The sequence below is a fragment of the Xylanimonas protaetiae genome, from assembly GCF_004135385.1.
Classification (GTDB): domain Bacteria; phylum Actinomycetota; class Actinomycetes; order Actinomycetales; family Cellulomonadaceae; genus Xylanimonas; species Xylanimonas protaetiae.
Genome location: NZ_CP035493.1, coordinates 2,885,541 through 2,908,748, shown reverse-complemented (window position 1 = coordinate 2,908,748; position 23,208 = coordinate 2,885,541). Strand labels below are relative to the sequence as shown.

The window sequence follows — 23,208 nt, the reverse complement described above, 5'->3', positions numbered from 1 at the left end:
GCTACTCCTTGCCCAGGTCGCGGGCGGTGACGGTGACGCGGAGGCCTTGCGCGCGCAGACGGGTGGCGATCTCCTCCGCGACGGCGACGGAGCGGTGCTTGCCGCCCGTGCAGCCTACGGCGATGGTCGCGTACCGCTTCTCCTCGTGCAGGTACCCGGTCAGCACGGGTTCGAGCGCGGCGACGTACCGGTCGACGAAGAGCGCGGCGCCGGGACGCGAGAGCACGTAGTCGCGCACGGGGGCGTCACGGCCCGTGAGGTGGCGCAGCTCGCCGATCCAGTACGGGTTGGCCAGGAAGCGGACGTCGACGACGTGGTCGGCGTCGAGCGGGAGCCCGTACTTGAAGCCGAACGCGACCACGTTGACGCGCAGCACCTCGGGGCGCCGTCGGCGACGGCGGCCCGCACCTCGCGGGCGAGGTCGTGCACGGACAGGCTGCTGGTGTCGATCACGGTGTCGGCACGCTCGGCGATGGCGGCGAGCGCGCGCCGCTCGTCGGCGATGCCGTCGAGGATGCGGCCGTCGCCCTGGAGCGGGTGCGGGCGGCGCACGGCCTCGAAGCGCCGGACGAGCTCCTCGTCGGTCGCGTCGAGGAACAGGATCCGGTACTGCACGCCCGCGGCGCGCAGGTGCCCGAGCGCCCCGGACAGCTCGGAGAAGTACTGCCGCCCGCGCACGTCGACGACGACGGCGAGCCGCTCGACGGCGGAGCCCGCGCGGGTCATGAGGTCGACGAGCGGCACGATCATCATGGGCGGCAGGTTGTCGACCACGAACCAGTCGAGGTCCTCGAGCACGCTCGCCGCGCGCGTGCGCCCCGCGCCGGACATGCCCGTGATGACGAGGACCTCCGGCTCCTGCCGGTCGGGCGTGTGCGCGGCCGCCTCGACGGCGGGCAGGCCGTGCGGGACGGTGGGCGGGTGCGTCGGCTCCGTCATGGGGTCAGGATGCCAGCCGGATCGCCGTCGGGAGCGGTGGGCGGGACGTCTGGCGCCGGGGGCCGGGCGGCGGGCTCGGGGCCTGGTCCGGCCGTGGGCTCGGTGCCTGGTCCGGCGGCAGGGCGGGCGCCAGGCCCGGCGAGCGCGGCGACGACGGCCTCCGCCGTCGTCGTGCCCATGCCGCGGACGCTGGCGATCTCCTCGACGCTCGCGGCGCGCAGCCGCTTGACGGAGCCGAAGTGCGTCAGCAGGGCCTTCTGCCGGGCGGGGCCGAGGCCGGGGACGTCGTCGAGGACGGACACCGTCATGCCCTTGCTGCGCCGCTTGCGGTGCTGCGTGATGGCGAACCGGTGGGCCTCGTCGCGCACGCGCTGGAGCAGGTAGAGGCCCTCGGAGGAGCGTTCGAGGATGACGGGGTAGTCGTCGTTCGGCACCCACACCTCCTCGAGGCGCTTGGCCAGGCCGCACAGGGCGACGTCGGTGACTCCGAGGTCGTCGAGCGCGCGCTGGGCGGCGGCGACCTGCGGCGGGCCGCCGTCGACGACGACGAGGTGGGGCGGGTACGCGAACCGCTTCTTGTCCTCGGCCGCCTCCACCTCGGCGTCGACCTCCCCCGACTCGAGGTCGAGCTCGAGCTCGCCGGACCGCGCCCGGTCGGCGAGGTACCGGCGGAACCGCCGCGTGATGACCTCGTACATCGCGGCGGTGTCGTCGCGCGCCCCTTCGCCCTCCGGGCCGCGGATGCTGAAGGAGCGGTACTCGCTCTTGCGGGGCAGCCCGTCCTCGAACACCACCATCGACGCGGACTGGTACGTGCCCTGCGTGTGGGAGACGTCGTAGCACTCGATGCGCAGCGGGGCCGTCGCGAGGTCGAGCGCCTCCTGGATCTCGCGCAGCGCCTGGCTCCGCGTGGTCAGGTCGCCCGCGCGGCGGGTGCGGTGCAGCACCAGGGCGTGCTCGGCGTTCTTGCGGACCGTCTCGGCGAGCTCGCGCTTCTCCCCGCGCTGCGGCACGCGGACGTCCACCTTGGAGCCGCGCAGCCCGGCGAGCCACGCCATGACCTGCTGCGGGTCGGGCGGCAGCACGGGCACGAGCACCTCGCGCGGCACGGACGCCTCCCCCTCGCCGCCGTACACCTGCTGGAGCAGGTGCTCGACGAGCTGGGCGTCGGTGACGTCCTCGACCTTCTCCACCACCCAGCCGCGCTGGCCGCGGATGCGCCCGCCGCGCACGTGGAACACCTGGACGGCGGCCTCGAGGTCGTCGCCGACGAGCGCGAAGATGTCGGCGTCCGTGGCGTCGCCGAGCACGACGACGTTCTTCTCCAGGGCGCGCTGGAGGGCCTGGACGTCGTCGCGCAGGCGGGCCGCCTGCTCGTACTCCATGCTGGCGGCGGCCTCCTGCATCTGCCTCTCGATGCGGCGCACGAAGCGGGCGGTGTCGCCGGCCATGAAGTCGCAGAAGTCCTGGGCCAGCGCCTTGTGGTCCTCCGGGCTGATACGGCCCACGCACGGGGCCGAGCACTTGTCGATGTAGCCGAGCAGGCACGGGCGGCCCGACTGCCCGGCACGCCGGAAGACGCCCGCCGAGCAGGTGCGGATCGGGAACACGCGCAGCAGCAGGTCGAGCGTCTCGCGGATGGCCCACGCGTGGCCGTACGGGCCGAAGTACCGCGTGCCGGGGCGCTTGGCCCCGCGCATCACCTGGGCACGGGGGAACTCGTCCGCCATCGTGACGGCCAGGAACGGGTACGACTTGTCGTCGCGGTACTTGACGTTGAAGCGGGGGTCGAACTGCTTGATCCACGAGTACTCGAGGGCCAGCGCCTCGACCTCGGTGCCCACCACGGTCCACTCGACCGACGCGGCCGTGGTGACCATCGTCTGCGTGCGCGAGTGCAGGTTGGACAGGTCCTGGAAGTAGCTCGAAAGGCGCGAGCGCAGGTTCTTCGCCTTGCCGACGTAGATGACGCGCCCGTGCGGGTCGCGGAACCGGTACACCCCCGGCGACGTCGGGATCTCCCCCGGCGCAGGGCGATAGGTGGCGGGATCCGGCATGCCACAACCCTATGCCGCGGCACCGACAGCGTGGCCGGTCCCGCGGCCGAGGCTCGCGGCCGGGTCCCGTCAGGCGTCGTCGAGGACGGTCAGCCGGCCCGGCTCGACGTGGACCTCGACGATGACCGAGCTGCTGAGGATGCTCATCGACTGGGCCCGCTCGTGCAGGCGGGCCACCTCGGCCTCGTTGGCGTGGACGCCCGGCCGCGCGGTGATGCGCGGGCGCAGGGTCACGGCGGCGATGTGGCCGTCCCCGCGGGAGCCGAGCTCTGCCAGGGCGTGCACCTCGTCGTCGTAGGCCACGACCACGAGGCCCACCTGGGACGCGATCTCGAGGAACCGCATCATGTGGCTCGAGGCGAGCGCGGCGAGGAAGAGGTCGCCGGCGCTGTAGCGCGTCCTGTCGCCGCGGAGCCACGGCGGGGCCGACGCGACGAGCGGGGCGACCTTGCCCTCGCCACGGATCTCGTGGTCACGGGTGAACCCGTTGAACTTGTCCGTCCCGGTCTCGTCCGACCAGGCCAGCGTCACTGCGTAGTCGTGTTCGACCGTCATGGAGCAACGCTAGAAGGTGACCGTGCACCCCGGCCATCGGTGGCGCAGGGCGCACGGTCCCTCACGCGACCTTGGACCTCGCCTTGGCCGCCTTGCCGGTCGCCGCGGCGCCCGACCTGGCACGGGTGGCCTTGGGCTGCTCGACGGGCGGGTGCTGCGCGAGCACGTCGGCGAGAAACCGGCCCGTGTGGCTCTCGGGCACGCCCGCCACCTGCTCGGGAGTGCCCTGCGCGACGACCGTGCCGCCGCCGGAGCCGCCCTCCGGGCCCATGTCGATGACCCAGTCCGAGGACTTGATGACGTCGAGGTTGTGCTCGATGACGATGACCGAGTTGCCCTTCTCGACGAGCGACTGGAGCACGCCGAGCAGCTTGCGGATGTCCTCGAAGTGCAGGCCCGTCGTGGGCTCGTCGAGCACGTAGACGGTCCGGCCGGTGGAGCGGCGCTGGAGCTCGGAGGCGAGCTTGACGCGCTGCGCCTCGCCGCCGGACAGCGTCGGCGCGGGCTGGCCGAGCCGGACGTAGCCGAGGCCGACGTCGACGAGCGTCTTCATGTGCCGGGCGATCGCGGGGACGGCGGCGAAGAACTCGGCGGCCTCCTCGATCGGCATGTTCAGCACGTCCGCGACCGTCTTGCCCTTGAAGTGCACCTCGAGGGTCTCGCGGTTGTACCGCGCACCGTGGCAGACCTCGCACGGCACGTAGACGTCCGGCAGGAAGTTCATCTCGATCTTGAGCGTGCCGTCGCCGGAGCACGCCTCGCAGCGGCCGCCCTTGACGTTGAAGGAGAACCGGCCCGGGCCGTAGCCGCGCACCTTCGCCTCCTCGGTCTCGGCGAACAGCTTGCGCACGTGGTCCCACACGCCCGTGTAGGTGGCGGGGTTCGAGCGCGGCGTGCGGCCGATGGGGCCCTGGTCGACGTGCACCACCTTGTCGAGGTGCTCCAGGCCGGTCACGCGCGTGTGCCGTCCGGCGACCTGGCGGGCGCCGTTGAGCTGGTTGGCCATGACCGTGTAGAGGATCGAGTTGACGAGCGTGGACTTGCCCGACCCGCTGACGCCCGTGACGGCCGTCAGCACGCCGAGGGGGAAGTCGACGTCGATGTCGCGCAGGTTGTTCTCGCGCGCGCCGACGACGCGGACCTGCCGCGCCTTGTCGACGGGCCGGCGCACGGCCGGCACGCCGATCTGCCGGCGCCCGGACAGGTACGCGCCCGTCATCGAGGCCTCGCTCGCGAGCAGCCCGGCGTAGTCGCCCGAGTGGACGATGTGCCCGCCGTGCTCCCCCGCGCCGGGGCCGACGTCGACGATCCAGTCGGCGGTGCGGATGGTGTCCTCGTCGTGCTCGACGACGATGAGCGTGTTGCCCAGGTCCCGCAGGCGCGTGAGCGTCTCGATGAGGCGGCGGTTGTCCCGCTGGTGCAGGCCGATCGACGGCTCGTCGAGGACGTACAGCACGCCCACCAGGCCCGACCCGATCTGCGTGGCCAGCCGGATGCGCTGCGCCTCGCCGCCCGACAGGGTGCCCGCGGGCCGCTCCAGGGACAGGTAGTCGAGGCCGACGTCGAGCAGGAAGCCCAGGCGGGCGTTGATCTCCTTGAGCACCTCGGCGGCGATCTGCCGCTCGCGCACACCGAGCTCGAGCTGGCCGAGGAACGTGGCGGCGCCGTCGATCGACATCTTCGTGACGTCCCAGATCGACTTGTCGCCCACCTTGACCGCGAGCACCTCGGGCTTGAGGCGCGCGCCCTGGCACACGGGGCACGGGACCTCGCGCATGTAGGCCTCGTACTTGTCCTTCGACCACTCCGACTCGGTCTCGTGGTGCCGCCGCTCCAGGAACGTCACCGCGCCCTCGAACCCCGTGGAGTACTGGCGCTCGCGCCCCCACCGGTTCTTGTAGCGCACGTGGACCTGGTGGTTGCGGCCGAACAGCACGGCCTGCTGCGCGCGCTCCGGCAGCGCCCGCCAGGGCACGTCCATGGAGAAGCTCAGCTCTTCGGCGAGCGCCGTGAGCACGCGATCGAAGTACTCGGACGACGTCTGCGACCACGGGGCGATCGCGCCCTCGCGCAGCGTCTTGTCGACGTCGGGCACCACGAGGTCGGGGTCCACCTCGAGGCGGAAGCCGATGCCGGTGCACTCGGGGCAGGCGCCGTAGGGGGCGTTGAACGAGAAGGTCCGCGGCTCGATCTCGTCGAGCGTGAGCGGGTGGTCGTTCGGGCAGGCGCGCTTCTCGGAGTACTTGAGGATGCGGCCCAGGTCGTCGATGTCCGCGTCGACGAGCTCGACCATGAGGAGCCCGCCGGCGAGCCGCAGGGCGGTCTCGACGGAGTCGGTCAGGCGGCGCTGCACGCCCTCGCGCGCGACGAGGCGGTCGACGACGACCTCGATGTCGTGCTTGAGCTTCTTCTCCAGCGTGGGCGGGCTCGTGAGCTGGACGACCTCGCCGTCCACGCGGGCGCGCGCGAAGCCCTGCGTCTGGAGCTCCTTGAACAGGTCGGCGTACTCGCCCTTGCGGCCGCGGACGACGGGCGCGAGCACCTGGTAGCGCGTCCCCTCGGGCAGCTCGAGCAGCTTGTCGACGATCTGCTGCGGCGTCTGCGACTGCACCTTCTCGCCGCACACCGGGCAGTGCTGCGTGCCCGCGCGCGCGAAGAGCAGGCGCAGGTAGTCGTAGACCTCGGTGATGGTGCCCACCGTGGACCGTGGGTTGCGGTTGGTCGACTTCTGGTCGATGGACACCGCCGGGGACAGGCCCTCGATGAAGTCGACGTCGGGCTTGTCCATCTGCCCGAGGAACTGGCGCGCGTACGCGGACAGCGACTCGACGTAGCGGCGCTGCCCCTCGGCGAAGATCGTGTCGAACGCGAGCGAGGACTTCCCCGACCCGGACAGGCCCGTGAACACGATGAGCCGGTCGCGCGGCAGATCGAGGCTCACGTTCTTGAGGTTGTGCTCGCGGGCGCCGGAGATGACGAGGCGGTTGCTCACCCGTGCATCCTAGGTCGCCCCACCGACAATCGCACAGATGTTCGACACATCTGACACCGAACGTGCGACATGATCGGCCCATGACCCCCGACGCCGCCCGCGACCTCGTCGCGATCTGCCGCTGGCTCGACGCCCACGACGACGCGCGAGACCCCGAGGCGGTCACGTGGGCCCGCATCGCCAAGGTCTCCGAGGAGCACGGCGAGGCGGTCGCGGCGTTCATCGGCGTCACGGGGCAGAACCCGCGCAAGGGCGTCACGCACACGCTCGACGACGTGGTCGAGGAGCTGCTCGACGTCGCGGTGACCGCGCTGGGCGCGGTCGAGCACCTGCGCGGGACCCGCGGCGACTCCCTGGAGCTCCTGGCGGACAAGCTCGCCCGCATCGCGGAGCGCGCGGGCGTCCGCCCCTCCGCGGCCGGTTGACACCGCGGGGTCACGCGGCGGTCAGGCCCAGCACCTCCCGGGCCGACCGCACGAAGACGTCCTCGACGCGCTCCCAGCCGTCGAGGTAGCCGCCGACGAGCGCCGCGTCGCGCAGCAGCACGAGCTGACCTGCCGCCGCGGCGGGGTCCGGGTGCCCGACGCCTGCCGCGACCTGCTCGAGCGTCGCGCGGAACCACTCGCGGTGCTCGCGCACCGCGACGCGCACCGGCGACGCCGGCTCGGGGTACTCGGCGGCCGCGTTGATGAACGGGCAGCCCCGCGTGTGCCGGTGGGCGACGTCCTCGGCGATGCCCGCGACGAGCGCCTCGGCGAGCTCGCGCGGGTCGTCCGTCGTCGACGCCGCGGCCTCGAACGCGGCACGGATCGCGGCGTCCTCGACCCCGACATACGCTTCGACGAGGTCTTCCTTGCCAGGGAAGTGGCGATAGAACGTGGCGCGCGTGACCTGGCCCTCGGCGACGATCCGGTCGACGCCGACGGTGTGGATGCCCTCGGCGTAGAAGAGGCGGGTCGCGGCCTCGAGGAGCCTGTCGCGGGCGGTGCTCGTGGACTTCACCCCCTCAGGGTAGAACGTTCCGTCTCGTTGTTGGGAATGTCGCTAGAAGAACGATCGTTCTACCAACCAGACGGGAACCACCGAGGCTCCCACCGCCAGACAAGGACCACGTCATGAACACCACCGCCTCGCAGCCCGGCGCGAACGCGCTGCCCCCGATCGTCCTCATCCACGGCCTCTGGATGACCCCGAAGAGCTGGGACACGTGGGCCGCCCGGTTCCGCGCCGCCGGCCACGAGGTCATCGTCCCGGGGTGGCCGGGCATCGACGACCGCTCCCCCGAGGACGTCCGCACCAACCCGTCGGCCCTGGAGGGCATCGGCCTGGCGAAGATCGTCGACCACTACGAGCGCATCATCCGCGCCCTGCCGACGAAGCCGATCATCATGGGCCACTCGTTCGGCGGCCTCATCACCCAGCTCCTGGCCGACCGTGGCCTCGGCGTCGCCTACGTGGGCGTCGCCCCCGGGCAGCCCGCCGGCATCCCGACCCTGCCGCTGAGCACCGCGTGGACGGGTACGCCGATCCTCTCGAACCCGTTCGACCGCCACGGTGCCAAGCCCCTGAGCAAGCGCCACTTCCACTTCACGTTCGGCAACGACCTCACGCACGCCGAGTCGGACCGGCTCTGGAAGGAGCAGGCCGTCAACAGCTACAACCAGGTCTTCTTCGAGGGCGTCTCCGGGGCGATCCGCGGCAAGGGCGTCTCGAAGGTCGACTTCGGCCGCGCCGACCGCGCTCCCCTGCTGGTCATCACGGGCGGCAAGGACCACGTCGTGCCGCCGGCCATCGGCAAGGCCATCGTGAAGAAGTACCGGGCGAGCGGCCCCGCCGTCGTCGAGTACAAGGAGTACGCGGGCCGGACCCACCGGATGGTCTCCCAGGCCGGCTGGGAGGAGATCGCGGACTACGCCCTCAGCTGGGCGACGTCGCACGCGCTGGCCACCGCCTGACACTCACCGGCTGACCCTCACCGTGAGGTGGAGGGTCAGCCTCGACCTCAGGTCGAGGGCGAGTCTGCTTGGATGGCCCGCATGGCCGTCTTCGCCGTGACCTACGTCTACGCCCCCGACCCCGCCCGCCTCGACGCGTTCCGGCCCGAGCACCGCGCCTTCCTGGGCGCGCTCCACGACGCCGGCAGCGTCGTCGTCTCCGGGCCGCTCCCCGCCGCCGACGGCGTGGGCGGCGCGCTGCTGATCGTCGAGGCACCCGACGCCGACGCCGCGGCCGCGCTGCTCGACGACGACCCGTTCCGCCGTGAGGGCCTCGTCGCGGAGCGCGTGGTGCGCGCGTGGGTTCCCGTCATCGGGTCGCTGGGCCGGTGACGACGCCGGTGGGCGGGACGGTCGAGGCCGCCCCGCGCACGGTCCGCGTCGTCGGGAACTCCGGGGCGGGCAAGACGACGTTCGCCCGTGCCGTCGCCGCGCGGCTCGGCGTGCCGCACCTCGAGCTCGACGAGGTCTTCTGGGACGCCGGGTGGCAGTACCGCGACCTGCCCGACGCGCACGAGCGCCTCGCCGCGTTCCTGGCCGGGCCGGGTGCGGGCGGCTGGGCGATCGACGGGAACTGGAACACCAGGCTCGAGGGGATGCTCGACGGCGCCGACGTCGTCGCATGGCTCGACTACCCGCGGCGCGTCGTCATGCCCCGCGTCGTCTGGCGGACCGTGGCGCGCGGCGTGACCCGGCGCCGTCTGTGGCACGGCAACCGGGAGCGTCTGGCGAACCTGGTCAAGCGGGACCCGGAGCAGAACATCGTGCGCTGGGCATGGACGCAGCACGAGGGCTACCGGGCGCGGTACGTCGCGCTCGCCGCGCACGACCCGCGGGTCGTGCGCCTGCGCACGCCACGTGAGGCCCGGCGCTGGCTCGACGCGCTGCGCTGACGCCCGCCGTACGGACCCGCCCTCGGCCTCAGTCGGCCAGCGCCGCGCGCCGCGTGCGCAGCAGGCTCGCGACCGTGGCGACCACCAGCGAGCCCAGGATGACGGAGAGCGACACCCAGATCGGGATCGCGGGCGCCCAGCCGATGTGGTGGCCGTGGTTCACGAACGGCAGCGTGTTCTCGTGCATGGCCTCGAGCACCAGCTTGACGCCGATGAACCCGAGGATGACGGCGAGCGCGTACGGCAGGTACACGAGCCGCTCGAGCAGGCCGCCGAGCAGGAAGTAGAGCTGGCGCAGGCCCATGAGCGCGAACAGGTTCGTGCTGAACACGATGAACGGGTCGCGCGTGAGGCCGAAGATCGCGGGGATGGAGTCGAGAGCGAAGAGCACGTCCGTGGACCCGATCGCGACGAAGACGACGACCATCGGGGTGAACAGCCGCTTGCCGTCCACGGTGGTGCGCAGCGCGCCCCCGTCGTACTCGTGGTGCAGCGGCAGGGCACGGCGGAGCGTCCGGATGAGCCGGTTCTCCTTGTACTCCTCGTCGTCGTCGCCGCGCAGCAGGCTGATCGCGGTGTACACGAGGAACGCACCGAACAGGTAGAACACCCAGGTGAACCGGGTGAGCACGGCGGCACCGGCGAGGATGAACCCGGCGCGCAGCACGAGCGCGACGATGATGCCCACCATGAGGACGCGCTGCTGGTACTGCCGCGGCACCGCGAACCTGGTCATGATCAGCACGAACACGAACAGGTTGTCGACCGACAGCGAGTACTCCGTGACCCATCCGGCCACGAACTCGGCGGCGGGCGCCTGCCCGCCGACCGCCCACAGGATGCCGCCGAAGACGAGCGCGAGGGCCACGTAGAACCCGACCCACAGCGCGGACTCGCGCACGGAGGGCACGTGCGGCCGACGGCCGACGATGACCAGGTCGGCCAGCAGCAGCCCGACCATCGCGACCAGGGAGACGACCTGGAACCAGGTCGGCAGCTCGTGAACCATCGGTGATCAGTGGCCTTCCGGCGTCGGGCGGACGTGGGCGCGGGCGCGCCGGTCGTGGTGCAGCGAGGCGAGCGTCGTGACCGTCAGGACGGCCACGATGACGCCGAGGGACAGCTCGGTGGGGATCTCCGGGATGACCGTGACGTGGCGGCCGCCGTTGAGGAACGGCAGCTCGTTGGTGTGCAGCGCGTGCACCAGGAGCTTGGCGCCGATGAACCCGAGGATCGCGGCCAGGCCGTATCCCAGGTAGACGAGGCGGTCGAGGAGCCCGTCGACGAGGAAGAAGAGCTGGCGCAGGCCCAGCAGCGAGAACGCGTTGGCCGCGAAGACGAGGTAGGTCTCCTCGGTGAGCCCGAAGATCGCCGGGATCGAGTCGACGGCGAAGAGCAGGTCGGCGGAGCCGATCGCGATCATGACCACGAGCATCGGCGTGATGAGACGCTTGCCGTCCACCTTCTTGGTGAGGCGGTCCCCGACGAACTCGTCGGTCGTCGGCAGCACGCGGCGCACGAGCCGCAGCACGCCGTTCTCGGTGAACTCCTCGTCGTGGTCCCTGGCGTGCCGCACCTGGGCGATCGCCGTCCACACCAGGAACAGGCCGAACAGGTAGAACACCCAGGAGAAGCTCGCGATGGCCGCGGCGCCGAGCAGGATGAAGACCGTCCGCAGCACGAGCGCGACGGTGATGCCGACCAGCAGCACCTTCTGCTGGTACTGCCGCGGCACCCGGAAGGTCGACATGATCAGCACGAACACGAACAGGTTGTCGACGCTGAGGGACTTCTCGGTGACGTAGCCGGCGAAGTACTGCTCGCCGAAGTCGCCACCCCAGACGGCCCACACGACGACGCCGAACACGAGGGCGACGCCGACGTACACAGCGGACCACCGGGCGGCCTCCTTGAGGGAGGGCGTGTGCGGGGTGCGGACGTGCCCGACGTAGTCGACCGCCAGCATGCCGAGGATGGCGCCGACGGTCAGGACCCAGGCGAGGACGGGAACAGTCACGGGTTCGTGGCCTTTCGCGGAGTGACGCTTCGGTGGGTACGGCAGAACACCGAAGGTCTTCCAACCCGCGTGGCACGGGCGAGGCAGCCGGGCAGGCTTCGTCGCCTACCGTGTTGTCGACTCCCCCGAATCAGGTACTCCCCTTCAGCCGAGGATCCTAGCGGATCATGACGTCGCGTCGGTCATCTGCCGGAGCTCTTTCTTGAGTCCTGAGATCTCGTCGCGCAGGCGGGCCGCGACCTCGAACTGGAGCTCTCCCGCGGCGGCGTGCATCTGGTCGGACAGCTCCTGGATGAGCGCGGCGAGCTCGCCCGAGGCAGCGCCGGCCAGACGGTTGCCCGTCGTGGCGCCCTCCTTGGGGCTGCCGGGCACGGGCGCCTTCGCCCGGCGCTCGGCCGGCTTGCGGTACCCGCCGGCGAGCAGCTGCTGGGTGTCGATGTCCTCGCGCGCGAGCATGTCGGTGACGTCCGCGATCTTCTTGCGCAGCGGCTGCGGGTCGATGCCGTTCGCGGTGTTGTAGGCGATCTGCTTCTCGCGGCGCCGCGTCGTCTCCTCCAGGGCGGTCGCCATCGCCGGGGTGATCTTGTCGGCGTACATGTGCACCTGGCCCGACACGTTTCGCGCGGCGCGGCCGATGGTCTGGATGAGGGACCGCGCCGAGCGCAGGAAGCCCTCCTTGTCGGCGTCGAGGATCGACACGAGGGAGACCTCGGGCAGGTCGAGGCCCTCGCGCAGCAGGTTGATGCCGACGAGCACGTCGAACTGGCCGAGCCGCAGCTCGCGCAGCAGCTCGACGCGGCGCAGCGTGTCGACGTCGGAGTGCAGGTACTGGACCTTGACGCCCTTCTCGAGGAAGTAGTCGGTGAGGTCCTCGGCCATCTTCTTCGTCAGCGTGGTGACCAGGACGCGCTCGTCGCGCTCGACGCGCTCGCGGATCTCGTGCAGCAGGTCGTCGATCTGGCCGGTGGTCGGCTTGACGATGACCTCGGGGTCGACCAGGCCGGTGGGGCGGATGATCTGCTCGACGACGCCGTCGGACAGCGACGTCTCGTACTCCCCCGGCGTCGCGGACAGGTACACGGTCTGCCCGATCCTCTCGACGAACTCCTCCCAGCGCAGCGGCCGGTTGTCCATCGCGGACGGCAGGCGGAAGCCGTGCTCGACGAGCGACCGCTTGCGGGACATGTCGCCCTCGAACATCGCGCCGATCTGCGGCACGGTCACGTGCGACTCGTCGATGACCAGCAGGAAGTCCTCGGGGAAGTAGTCGAGGAGCGTGTTCGGCGGCGTGCCGGGCTCGCGGCCGTCGATGTGCAGCGAGTAGTTCTCGATGCCGCTGCACGAGCCGATCTGCCGCATCATCTCGATGTCGTAGGTGGTGCGCATGCGCAGGCGCTGCGCCTCGAGGAGCTTGTTCTGCTTCTCCAGGACGGCGAGGCGGTCCTCGAGCTCCTTCTCGATGCCGGTGATCGCGCGCTCCATGCGCTCCGGGCCGGCGACGTAGTGCGTCGCCGGGAACAGGTACACCGACCGCTCGTCGCGGACGACGTCGCCCGTGAGCGGGTGCAGCGTCTGGATCGACTCGATCTCGTCGCCGAAGAACTCGATGCGCACCGCGAGCTCCTCGTACACCGGGATGATCTCCACGGTGTCGCCGCGCACGCGGAAGGTGCCGCGCGTGAACGCGACGTCGTTGCGCGCGTACTGCATCTGCACGAAGCGCCGCAGGAGCTGGTCGCGGTCCACCTCGTCGCCGACGTCGAGCCGCACCATGCGGTCCACGTACTCCTGCGGGGTGCCGAGGCCGTAGATGCAGGACACCGAGGCGACGACGACGACGTCGCGCCGCGTGAGGAGGCTCGACGTCGCCGAGTGGCGCAGGCGCTCGACCTCGTCGTTGATCGACGAGTCCTTCTCGATGTAGGTGTCCGTCTGCGCGATGTACGCCTCGGGCTGGTAGTAGTCGTAGTAGCTCACGAAGTACTCGACCGCGTTGTTCGGGAGCAGCTCGCGGAACTCCGTGGCGAGCTGCGCGGCGAGCGTCTTGTTCGGCGCCATGACGAGCGTCGGGCGCTGGAGCTGCTCGATGAGCCAGGCCGTCGTCGCCGACTTGCCCGTGCCGGTCGCGCCGAGCAGGACGACGTCCTTCTCGCCCGCCTGGATGCGCTGGGTCAGGTCGGCGATCGCGGAGGGCTGGTCGCCCGACGGCGTGTACTCGCTGATGACCTCGAACGGGGCCACCGTGCGCTGCAGGTCGGTCACGGGTCGCATGGGTCCACCGTAGGACGAGGGGACGACACGCGGGCCCCGTCGCGCGCCCCGGTCGTCCGGCCTGGTCGCTCCTCTCCCGCACCGCGCCTCCCCGGCCCGGCGGGCGCACCGCTCAGCGGGCGCCACCGCCGTACTCCTTCGCGCCACGTCCCCTGCTCAGCGTGCCCCGGCGCACCCCCATCGGGCCAGGTCACGGGCTGATCGTCGAGGAACGCACGGCCGTCCGGCCGGGCGACGCCCCCGCCGGAAGAGGACCCCATGGCCGAGCAGACCGTCGTCATCGAGCGCAAGACCTTCGCTGCCAGCCTGCGCCGCCCCCTGCTGCTGGGTGCGCTGCTCGGCATCGTGCTCTGCCTGCCGATCGTGACCGTCTGAGGTCCCGCCGGCGCGCGGCGGCGATGCCGCGACGCCGCGACGCGCGGGGCGTGCCCGCCGTCGACCATCCCCCGCCGTCAGTGCTCCGCGCCCGCCGCGACGACCGGCTCCTCCGCCTCCCCGCGTGCGGCCGCGAGCGCCGTCCGCACGACGACCCGGAGCGCGTCGGCGAGCGCCGCGGCGTCGGACCGGTCGGCCGCGAGGTCCCCGAGCGCGGGCACGTGGACGAACCCGGCCCGGGCGCCCGTCCCCTCGGTCGCGTGACGGAGCGCGTAGAACGCGGCGTTGCAGACGTAGGTGCCCGCGGTGTTGGACACGACGGCGGGCACGCCCGCGGCGCCCAGCGCGGCGAGCGCCCCCTTGAGCGGCAGCGTGGACAGGTAGGCGGTGGGTCCGCCGTCGACGACGGGGACGTCGACGGGCTGCGCCCCGGCGTTGTCGGGGATGCGGGCGTCGACGACGTTGACCGCGACGCGCTCCAGGCGCACGGCCGTGGTCCCGCTCGCGAGGCCGACGGCGACGACGACGTCGGGGCGGTGGTCGGCGACGGCCCGGGTGAGCGCGGCGGCGGCACCGTCGAACGTGACGGGGAGCAGCAGCGGGACGAGCGCGGCGTCGTCGTCCCACGTGGCCGTGAGCGAGCGCACCGCCTCCCAGGAGGCGTTGACGGCGTCGCCGCCGAAGGGCTCGAAGCCGGTCACCAGCGCGGTCGTCATGCCGGGACGGTACCGGGGTCAGTCGCCCACGAGCTCCTCGTCGGCGGCCTCTGCGGTGACCCGTGTCCACAGCGTGTCGACCTGGGCGCGCAGGTCGTCGTCGGTGCGAGTGCCGTCGAGGACGACGTCGGCGACGGCGCGCCGCTGGTCGTCGGTCGCCTGGGCGGCGACGCGGGCGCGGGCGTCGGCCTCGGCCATCCCCCGCCGCTCGACGAGCCGCCGCACGCGCAGCGCGGCAGGTGCGTCCACGACGACGACGAGCCCGAAGTGCTCGACGCGCTCGCCCTCGACGAGCAGGGGGATGTCGTGCACGACGACGGCGCGGTGGTCGCGGGCGACGGCGCGGGCCTCGATCTCGGCGGCGAGCCGCCGCACCTCGGGGTGGACGATCGCCTCGAGCGTGCGGCGGGCGTCGTCGTCGGCGAAGACGCGGCGGCCGAGCGCGGGCCGGTCGAGCGACCCGTCGGGCGCGAGGACGTCCGGGCCGAACGCCGCGACCACCTCGTCGAGGCCGACGGAGCCGGGCGCGACGGCGTCGCGCGCGAGGAGGTCGTAGTCGACGACGACGGCGCCGAGCTCGGCGAACCGCCGTTCGACGACGGACTTGCCGGCGGCGATGCCGCCCGTGAGGCCGATGCGCAGCATGCGGACCATCTTCCCCTGCCGCCCGAGGCGGGCTCAACCGTCAGGGACGGGCGCGACGTCGTGCTCAGTCGGTCGTGATCGCGCCCAGCAGGCGGAGCAGCTCCGCCCGCTCGCCCGGGGCCAGCCGGGCGAGCCGGGCCGCGGCGCCCGGCTGGCGGACCAGCCACTGCTCGTGGAGCACGGCCCGGCCGGCGTCGGTGAGCTCGATGAGGCGGGCGCGGCGGTCGTGCGGGTCGGGCAGGCGGCGCACGTGCCCGTCGGCCTCGGCCTGGTCCACCTTGGTGGTCACGGAGCGCGGGGCGATCTCGAGCGCGTTCGCGAGGTCGACGGCGCGCAGCGGTCCCCCGGCGCGGTGCAGCACGCGCAGCAGGCGGGCCTGCCCGGGGGTGAGGCTCCCGGCACCGGCCTCGCGCCGCAGCGCGCGCGTGAGCGCGTGCACCTGTTCGACGAGGGCGGCGGCGTCGTCACGGAGGTCGGTCACGCACGTCACCCTACCCGACTACTGAGCAGTACACATGGTGACGTATGCTCACTACTTATGACGATGCACACCCCGGGCGCCGGGCTCGGCATGGGCGGGGGCCGCGGGCTGCGGTCGTACATGCAGGACTCCTCGGTCACCGACCACCGGCTGACGCGGGACACGCTCAGGCGGGTGCTGCACTTCGCCCGCCCCTACCGGCGGCGGCTGGCCGTCTTCCTGGGCCTCCTAGTGATCGACGCCGCCGCCGGCGCGGCCACCCCGATGCTCTTCCGCTACCTCATCGACCACGGCATCGCCGAGGGCGACACGCCCCTGGTCGTCGGGCTCGCCGCGGCCGCCGCGATCCTCGCGCTCGTGTCCGCCGGGCTCTCCGTCGCGGAGCGGTTCCTCTCCGCGACGGTCGGCGAGGGCCTCATCCTCGACCTGCGCACCGCGGTGTTCGACCACGTCCAGCGCATGCCGCTCGCGTTCTTCAGCCGCACGCGCACGGGCGCCCTCGTGCAGCGCCTCAACGGCGACGTGCTCGGCGCCCAGCAGGCCTTCACCTCCACGCTCCAGAACGTCGTCTCGAACGGGCTCACGGTCGTCTTCACGCTCGGCGCGATGTTCGCGATGTCGTGGCGGCTCACGCTGGTGGCGCTCGTGCTCGTGCCCGCGTTCGTGCTGCCCGCCCGGTTCGTCGGACGACGCCTGGCGGACCTCGCCCGCCGCGGGTACGAGCTCAACGCCGACGCCGGCCAGCTCATGAACGAGCGCTTCAACGTCACGGGCGCGCACCTGGCGAAGGTCTTCGGCGACCCCGAGCGCGAGTCCGCCCTCTACACGGACGCCGCCGCCAAGCTCCGCGACGTCGGCGTGCGCCAGGCCCTGTACGCGACGTGGTTCCGCGTCGGGCTCGTCACGGTCGCCTCCGTCGCCATCGCGCTCGTCTACGGCCTGGGCGGCGTGCAGGCCGTCCGCGGCGAGCTCACGGTGGGCATCGTCGTCGCCATGGCGTCGTACCTGGGCCGGCTCTACGGGCCGCTGACGGCGATGAGCAACGTGCAGGTGGACGTCATGACGGCGCTCGTGTCGTTCGAGCGCGTGCTCGAGGTGCTGGACCTGGAGCCGTCGGTCGCCGACCGCCCCGACGCCGTCTCGCTGCGCACCGCCGTCGCCGCCCGTGGGGCGTCCGTCGCCCTGGAGTGCGTCACGTTCCGCTACCCGCGCGCCGACGAGGTCTCCCTCGCGTCGCTCGAGTCCGTCGCCACGCTCCGTACCGACCCGACGTCCGAGACGCTGCGATCCGTGTCGTTCGCCGTGCCCGCCGGGGCCATGGTCGCGCTCGTAGGGCCGTCCGGCGCGGGCAAGACGACGATCTCGCAGCTCGTCTCGCGCATGTACGACCCGACGGAGGGCACCGTCCGGATCGCCGGGCTGGACCTGCGGTCCGTGACGCTCGCCTCGCTCCGGGCGACGGTCGGCGTCGTCTCGCAGGAGGCACACCTGTTCCACGACACGATCGCCGGCAACCTGCGCTACGCCCGGCCGTCGGCGACGGACCCGGAGCTCGAGGGCGCGCTGCGCGGCGCCCACATCTGGGACCTCGTGGCCTCGCTCCCCGAGGGCCTCGACACGGTCGTCGGCGACCGCGGCTACCGCCTCTCCGGCGGCGAGCGCCAGCGACTCGCCATCGCCCGCCTCCTGCTCAAGGCCCCCGACGTCGTCGTCCTCGACGAGGCCACCGCCCACCTCGACTCCGAGTCCGAGGCCGCCGTCCAGGCCGCCCTCGACACCGCACTGCACGGACGCACCTCGCTGGTCATCGCCCACCGCCTGTCCACGGTGCGCGACGCGGACCTCATCGTCGTGCTCGACGAAGGCCGCGTCGTCGAGCAGGGCACGCACCTCGAGCTGCTCGCCGCGGGTGGGCTGTACGCGGAGCTCTACGGGACGCAGTTCGCGAACCCGGCCCCCGCGGGCAGCTGAGTCCGGTCGGGAATAGACGGCGGGTTTCCTGAGTTGTGCTCATCGTGAGTATCACTCAGCACTCTCGTTCCCCGACACCCCAGGAGGCCCGATGCCCCGCGGCATGCGCACCTTCACCCAGGACCCGTCCGTCAAGGACCACAAGCTCGCCCGTGGGACGCTCCCGCGCGCTCTCACCTTCGCCCGCCCCTACCGGGGCCGGCTCGCCGTCTTCCTGCTCATCCTCACCGTCAGCGCGGCCGCCGGCGCGGCCGGCCCGCTGATCTTCCGCCGGCTGATCGACGACGGCATCGCCGGCGGCGACCGCGGCGTCGTCGTGACGATGGCGACCACCGCCGCCCTGCTCGCGGTCGCATCCGCCGGGCTGACGCTCGCCCAGCGCTACGTCTCCACCGCGATCTCCGAGGGCATCGTCCTCGACCTGCGCACCGCCGTGTTCGACCACGTGCAGCGCATGCCGCTCGCCTTCTTCGCCCGCACGCGCACCGGCGCGCTGGTGCAGCGGCTCAACGGCGACGTCAACGGCGCCCAGTCGGCCTTCACGTCGACGCTCCAGACCGTCGTCTCCAACGCCCTGACCATCACCTTCACGCTCGCCGCGATGATCGCGATGTCGTGGCGGCTCACGCTGCTCTCGCTCGTGCTGCTCCCCGTGTTCGTGCTGCCCGCCCGGTTCATGGGACGCCGCCTGGCGGCCATGCAGCGGCAGGGCTACGACCTGTCCGCCGACACCTCCCAGCTCATGAACGAGCGGTTCAACGTGGCGGGCGCGCACCTCGCCAAGATCTTCGGCGACCCGGAGCGCGAGTCCGCCCAGTTCCGCGAGACCGTCGCCGCACAGCGCGCCCTCTCGGTCCGGCGGGCCATGTTCTCCACCTGGTTCCGCCTCGGGCTGTCCACCGTCGCGTCCGTCGCGGTCGCCGTCGTCTACGGGGTCGGCGGGCTCCAGGCCATCCGCGGCGAGCTGACCGTCGGCGTCGTCATCGCCCTGACGTCGCTCCTCGGACGCCTGTACGGGCCCATCACCTCGATGAGCAACGTCCAGGTGGACGTCATGACGGCGCTCGTGTCGTTCGAGCGCGTGCTCGAGGTGCTGGACCTTGAGCCGTCGGTCGCGGAGCGCCCTGCCGCTCGCGACCTGCGCCTCGACGTCGCCGCGCGCGGCGCGTCGCTCAGCCTCGACGGCGTGCGGTTCCGGTACCCGAGCGCGTCCGAGGTGTCGCTGGCCTCGCTCGAGGCCGTCGCCGCCCCGCGGCGCGACGCCACCGACGACACCCTCCGGTCCGTCTCGTTCTCGGTCCCCGCGGGCGCGATGGTCGCGCTGGTCGGCCCCTCGGGCGCCGGCAAGACGACGGTCTCGCAGCTCGTGACCCGCATGTACGACCCCACGGACGGGTCGGTCCGCATCGCCGGGCAGGACCTGCGCGGCGTGACGCTGTCCTCGCTGCGCGACACGGTGGGCGTCGTCTCCCAGGAGGCGCACCTCTTCCACGACACCATCGCGGCGAACCTCCGCTACGCCCGGCCGACCGCCACGGACCGCGAGCTGGAGGACGCGCTGCGCGGCGCCCACGTCTGGGACCTCGTGACCTCGCTCCCCGAGGGCCTCGACACGGTCGTCGGCGACCGCGGCTACCGCCTCTCCGGCGGCGAGCGCCAGCGACTCGCCATCGCCCGCCTCCTGCTCAAGGCCCCCGACGTCGTCGTCCTCGACGAGGCCACCGCCCACCTCGACTCCGAGTCCGAGGCCGTCGTCCAGGCCGCCCTCGACACCGCACTGCACGGACGCACGTCCCTGGTGATCGCCCACCGGCTCTCGACCGTCCGTGCCGCGGACCTCATCGTCGTGCTCGACGACGGCCGCGCCGTCGAACAGGGCACGCACGAGGAGCTGCTCGCCGCGGGCGGCCTCTACGCGACGCTCCATGCGACGCAGTTCGCAGACGCGCTGACGGCGGCCTGACGCCGCTGGGCGGCACCGGGCACTGGGCACCGGGCACTGGGCACCGATCGGAGCGTGGCATTCGGATCGGAACGTGCAATGAACCGCACGCTTCGATCCGAACCGCACGTTCCGATCGTCGGCGGCCCGGCCAGCCCGCCAACCACGGTCCGCCGCCCCGGAGCCGCCGCCCCGAAGCCGCCCGGCGTCGGGCCGTCACACGTGCGCGAGCGCCTCGCCCAGCTCCGGGTGGCGGAACGCGTACCCGGACCGCTCCAGCACCTCCGGCACCACACGCTGGCTCGCGAACAGCAGCGAGTCCACCAGCGGCCCGACGCCGAACGGCAGCGCGGTCGCCACGCGCGGGATCGTGAGCCGCGCCCGCCGCCCGAACGAGGCGGCGAACGCGCGCGCGAACGCGGCGTTGGTCACCGGCCCCGGGGCCGTCAGGTTCACGGGCCCGGCGACGTCGTCGTGCTCGATCGCATGCCGGATGGCGCCGACCTCGTCGTCGAGGTGGATCCAGGACACCCACTGCGTCCCGCGCCCCGCCTTGGCGCCCAGCCCGGCCCGGAACAGGGCCCGCTGCGGGCCCAGCGCTCCCCCGCGCGGGGCGAGCACCATGCCGGTGCGCGCCCGCACCGTCCGGATCCCCGCCGCCTCGGCCGCGGCCGTCGCCGCCTCCCAGGCGACGCACACCCCGGCGAGGAAGTCGTGCCCGGCCCGCGACCGCTCCGTGAGCAGCTCGTCGCCGCGCGTGCCGTAGTACCCGATCGCGGACCCCGAGACGAGCACGCGTGGCGGCCGGTCGAGGCCCGCGAGCGCCGTCGCGAGCAGCGTGGTCCCGTCGACGCGGCTGCGCAGCACCGCCTCGCGGTGCCGGGCGGTCCACGGCCCCGAGGCCACGCCTTCGCCCGCCAGGTGCACGACGGCGTCCAGCCCGTCGAGCGCGCGGGCGTCGATGGTGCCGCGGGCAGGGTCCCACGCGATGCCCCGCCCGGGCCGCCCGGGCCGCAGCAGCGGCAGCACCCGGTGCCCGTCGGCCTCGAGCGACGCGCGCAGCGCCGACCCGACGAGGCCGCTCGCGCCGGAGACGGCGACGTCCATCGTGCCTCCCTACCGGAACCGTCCGAGGCGGACGCCCGCGAGCGCGAGCGCCGCCATCGTCTCGCCGTCGCGGATCTCCCCGCGCGCGACCATGCCCAGCACCTCGGGGAACGGCACCCACCGGGTCGCGGCGATGCCCTCCTCCGCGTGCGTGGCCGCGAGCTCCTCGGCCGACACGGCCGGACGCAGCCCGCGGGCCAGGAACACGACCTCGGGCGCGACGCACACGCCGTTGAGGGCGTCCATCGCCCCGATCCTCACCCACGTGGCGGCCTCCAGGCCCGCCTCCTCGCGCAGCTCGCGCTGCGCCGCGACGAGCGGGTCGTCGCCGTCGGACCCGCCGGCCACCACCTCGAGCGACCGTCCCACGGTGTACCGGTCGACGTCGACCAGCAGCACGCGGTCCTCGTCGTCGAGCGCGACGACGAATACCGCCTCGTTCCGCAGCTCGACGACGCCGTAGACGCCGTCGTGCCCGTCCGGCATGACCACCTCGTCCTCCCGGACGCGGATCCAGCGGTTCTCGTACGCCGTGCGGGAGGTGCGGGTGGTCCAGGCCATGCGCCCACCCTAGGCCGGGCGCGGACCCGGGCACGACGGAGGCCCGCCACCCCGAGGGGTGACGGGCCTCCGTGCGATCAGGCGATCTTCCGAGCCGTTGTCTGCGCGGTGATCAGTTGCCCGTGAGCTTCTCGCGAAGCGCGGCGAGCGCCTCGTCCGAAGCGAGCGTGCCCGTGGCCTCGGCGGCCGGGGCGGCCGAGGAGTAGGACGACGCGCCGGCCGGAGCCGCACCCGTGTCGGCAGCCGCGTCGGCGTCGGCGGCGTAGGCCGCACGCACCTGCTCGCGGTGAGCCGTCCAACGCTCGTGCGCCTTGGCGTACTCGGCCTCCCAGGCCTCGCGCTGCGCCTCGAAGCCCTCGAGCCACTCGTTGGTCTCCGGGTCGAAGCCCTCGGGGTACTTGTACTCGCCGTTCTCGTCGTACTCGGCGGCCATGCCGTAGAGCGCGGGGTCGAAGTCCTCGGACTCCGGGTCCACACCCTCGTTGGCCTGCTTGAGCGACAGCGAGATGCGGCGGCGCTCCAGGTCGATGTCGATGACCTTGACGAACACCTCCTGGCCCACCGTGACGACCTGCTCCGGCAGCTCGACGTGGCGCACGGCCAGCTCCGAGATGTGCACGAGGCCCTCGATGCCGTCCTCGACGCGCACGAACGCACCGAACGGGACGAGCTTGGTGACCTTGCCCGGCACGACCTGGCCGATGGCGTGGGTGCGGGCGAAGGTCTGCCACGGGTCCTCCTGCGTCGCCTTCAGCGACAGGGAGACACGCTCGCGGTCGAAGTCGACGTCGAGAACCTCGACGGTGACCTCCTGGCCGACCTCGACGACCTCGGACGGGTGGTCGATGTGCTTCCACGACAGCTCGGAGACGTGGACGAGGCCGTCGACGCCGCCGAGGTCCACGAACGCACCGAAGTTGACGATCGACGAGACCACACCGGGGCGGACCTGGCCCTTCTGCAGGGTCTGCAGGAAGGTCGAGCGCACCTCGGACTGCGTCTGCTCGAGCCAGGCACGGCGCGAGAGGACGACGTTGTTGCGGTTCTTGTCGAGCTCGATGATCTTGGCCTCGATCTCCTTGCCGACGTACGGCAGGAGGTCGCGGACACGACGCATCTCCACGAGCGAGGCGGGGAGGAAGCCGCGAAGACCGATGTCGAGGATGAGGCCGCCCTTGACGACCTCGATGACGGTGCCGGTGACGACGCCGTCCTCCTCCTTGATCTTCTCGATCGTGCCCCAGGCGCGCTCGTACTGGGCGCGCTTCTTGGACAGGATCAGGCGACCCTCCTTGTCCTCCTTCTGGAGGACCAGGGCCTCGACGACGTCACCGAGGTTGACGACCTCGGACGGGTCGACGTCGTGCTTGATGGACAGCTCGCGCGAGGGGATCACACCCTCGGTCTTGTAGCCGATGTCGAGGAGGACCTCGTCGCGGTCGACCTTGACGATCGTGCCCTCGACGATGTCACCATCGTTGAAGTTCTTGATGGTGGCGTCGATGGCGGCAAGAAGGTCTTCCGCGGTGCCGATGTCGTTGACGGCGACCTGCGGGACGGACCTCGTGGTGGAGATGGTCATGAAGTGGATGCTCCGATGTGGACAAGGAGTCGTGCGGACAGGGACTTGGTGGGCGGCACTCGCCGGCCTGGGTCAGACCTGAGGGCAGGCGCACGGCACCGCCGTCCATC

At 72.3% G+C, this 23,208-nt stretch carries 19 protein-coding genes and 1 pseudogene; 6 read left to right on the top strand and 14 right to left on the bottom strand.

The features are described from left to right. Position 1: 1 nt before the first annotated feature. The 4 genes and pseudogenes from rapZ to uvrA all read right to left on the bottom strand — a co-directional run bounded on the left by rapZ (position 2) and on the right by uvrA (position 6,543). A pseudogene (rapZ, locus tag ET471_RS13445) lies at positions 2-939 on the bottom strand (RNase adapter RapZ). Next, the gene (gene uvrC, locus ET471_RS13440) at positions 936-2,996 is read right to left on the bottom strand and encodes an excinuclease ABC subunit UvrC (RefSeq protein ID WP_129189112.1); all 2,061 of its coding nucleotides are present in this window, start codon (positions 2,994-2,996) and stop codon (positions 936-938) included. The pseudogene rapZ and the gene uvrC overlap by 4 nt, the downstream one beginning before the upstream one ends. 69 nt (positions 2,997-3,065) lie before the next feature. Beyond that, positions 3,066-3,551 carry an OsmC family protein gene (locus ET471_RS13435; protein ID WP_129189110.1) on the bottom strand — a complete coding sequence of 162 codons (486 nt, stop codon included), beginning with the start codon at positions 3,549-3,551 and terminating at the stop codon, positions 3,066-3,068. Between the two features lie 61 nt (positions 3,552-3,612). After that, a complete protein-coding gene (uvrA, locus tag ET471_RS13430) occupies positions 3,613-6,543 on the bottom strand; it encodes an excinuclease ABC subunit UvrA (protein WP_129189108.1) in 2,931 nt (976 codons plus the stop codon). 80 nt (positions 6,544-6,623) lie between these two features. Between uvrA and ET471_RS13425 the strand changes: the two genes are divergently transcribed. Next, a complete protein-coding gene (locus tag ET471_RS13425) occupies positions 6,624-6,968 on the top strand; it encodes a MazG-like family protein (RefSeq protein WP_129189106.1) in 345 nt (114 codons plus the stop codon). Positions 6,969-6,978: 10 nt separating this feature from the next. Here the strand turns inward: ET471_RS13425 and ET471_RS13420 are convergent, their stop codons facing one another. Next, a complete protein-coding gene (locus tag ET471_RS13420) occupies positions 6,979-7,545 on the bottom strand; it encodes a TetR/AcrR family transcriptional regulator (protein ID WP_129189104.1) in 567 nt (188 codons plus the stop codon). Positions 7,546-7,658: 113 nt separating this feature from the next. Between ET471_RS13420 and ET471_RS13415 the strand changes: the two genes are divergently transcribed. The 3 genes from ET471_RS13415 to ET471_RS13405 all read left to right on the top strand — a co-directional run bounded on the left by ET471_RS13415 (position 7,659) and on the right by ET471_RS13405 (position 9,430). After that, complete coding sequence (locus ET471_RS13415) at positions 7,659-8,498, top strand: alpha/beta hydrolase (protein ID WP_129189102.1); 840 nt, start codon at positions 7,659-7,661, stop codon at positions 8,496-8,498. Positions 8,499-8,579: 81 nt separating this feature from the next. Further along, complete coding sequence (locus tag ET471_RS13410; RefSeq protein WP_129189100.1) at positions 8,580-8,870, top strand: YciI family protein; 291 nt, start codon at positions 8,580-8,582, stop codon at positions 8,868-8,870. Then, the gene (locus ET471_RS13405; RefSeq protein WP_242496292.1) at positions 8,867-9,430 is read left to right on the top strand and encodes a P-loop NTPase family protein; all 564 of its coding nucleotides are present in this window, start codon (positions 8,867-8,869) and stop codon (positions 9,428-9,430) included. The genes ET471_RS13410 and ET471_RS13405 overlap by 4 nt, the downstream gene beginning before the upstream one ends. Positions 9,431-9,458: 28 nt before the next feature. On the opposite strand, the gene ET471_RS13400 is transcribed toward ET471_RS13405, so the two are convergent. The 6 genes from ET471_RS13400 to ET471_RS13375 form a co-directional block, all read right to left on the bottom strand. Beyond that, positions 9,459-10,439, bottom strand: a complete 981-nt coding sequence (locus ET471_RS13400) for a TerC family protein (protein ID WP_129189098.1) — start codon at positions 10,437-10,439, stop codon at positions 9,459-9,461. Positions 10,440-10,445: 6 nt separating this feature from the next. Continuing rightward, a complete protein-coding gene (locus ET471_RS13395; RefSeq protein WP_129189096.1) occupies positions 10,446-11,447 on the bottom strand; it encodes a TerC family protein in 1,002 nt (333 codons plus the stop codon). 165 nt (positions 11,448-11,612) lie between these two features. After that, positions 11,613-13,718: an excinuclease ABC subunit UvrB gene (uvrB, locus tag ET471_RS13390; RefSeq protein ID WP_129189094.1), complete on the bottom strand. Its 2,106-nt coding sequence runs from the start codon at positions 13,716-13,718 to the stop codon at positions 11,613-11,615. Between the two features lie 452 nt (positions 13,719-14,170). Continuing rightward, positions 14,171-14,809, bottom strand: coding sequence for a pyroglutamyl-peptidase I (pcp, locus tag ET471_RS13385; RefSeq protein ID WP_129189092.1), 639 nt, complete (start codon positions 14,807-14,809; stop codon positions 14,171-14,173). Positions 14,810-14,827: 18 nt separating this feature from the next. Further along, a complete protein-coding gene (gene coaE / locus ET471_RS13380) occupies positions 14,828-15,454 on the bottom strand; it encodes a dephospho-CoA kinase (RefSeq protein WP_129189090.1) in 627 nt (208 codons plus the stop codon). Positions 15,455-15,518: 64 nt separating this feature from the next. After that, positions 15,519-15,935 (bottom strand): MarR family winged helix-turn-helix transcriptional regulator, encoded by a 417-nt coding sequence (locus ET471_RS13375; protein ID WP_129189088.1) that lies wholly within the window; start codon positions 15,933-15,935, stop codon positions 15,519-15,521. A 57-nt stretch (positions 15,936-15,992) separates the two neighbouring features. Between ET471_RS13375 and ET471_RS13370 the strand changes: the two genes are divergently transcribed. Further along, on the top strand, positions 15,993-17,906 hold the full coding sequence (locus ET471_RS13370; protein ID WP_129189086.1) for an ABC transporter ATP-binding protein: 1,914 nt from the start codon (positions 15,993-15,995) through the stop codon (positions 17,904-17,906). Between the two features lie 91 nt (positions 17,907-17,997). Further along, positions 17,998-19,869, top strand: coding sequence for an ABC transporter ATP-binding protein (locus tag ET471_RS13365; RefSeq protein WP_129189084.1), 1,872 nt, complete (start codon positions 17,998-18,000; stop codon positions 19,867-19,869). A gap of 195 nt (positions 19,870-20,064) precedes the next feature. Here the strand turns inward: ET471_RS13365 and ET471_RS13360 are convergent, their stop codons facing one another. The 3 genes from ET471_RS13360 to rpsA form a co-directional block, all read right to left on the bottom strand. After that, positions 20,065-20,955: a TIGR01777 family oxidoreductase gene (locus ET471_RS13360; RefSeq protein WP_129189082.1), complete on the bottom strand. Its 891-nt coding sequence runs from the start codon at positions 20,953-20,955 to the stop codon at positions 20,065-20,067. A gap of 9 nt (positions 20,956-20,964) precedes the next feature. Next, a complete protein-coding gene (locus tag ET471_RS13355) occupies positions 20,965-21,516 on the bottom strand; it encodes an NUDIX domain-containing protein (RefSeq protein WP_129189080.1) in 552 nt (183 codons plus the stop codon). A gap of 112 nt (positions 21,517-21,628) precedes the next feature. Then, positions 21,629-23,098: a 30S ribosomal protein S1 gene (gene rpsA / locus ET471_RS13350; protein ID WP_129189078.1), complete on the bottom strand. Its 1,470-nt coding sequence runs from the start codon at positions 23,096-23,098 to the stop codon at positions 21,629-21,631. Between the last annotated feature and the right edge of the window lie 110 nt (positions 23,099-23,208).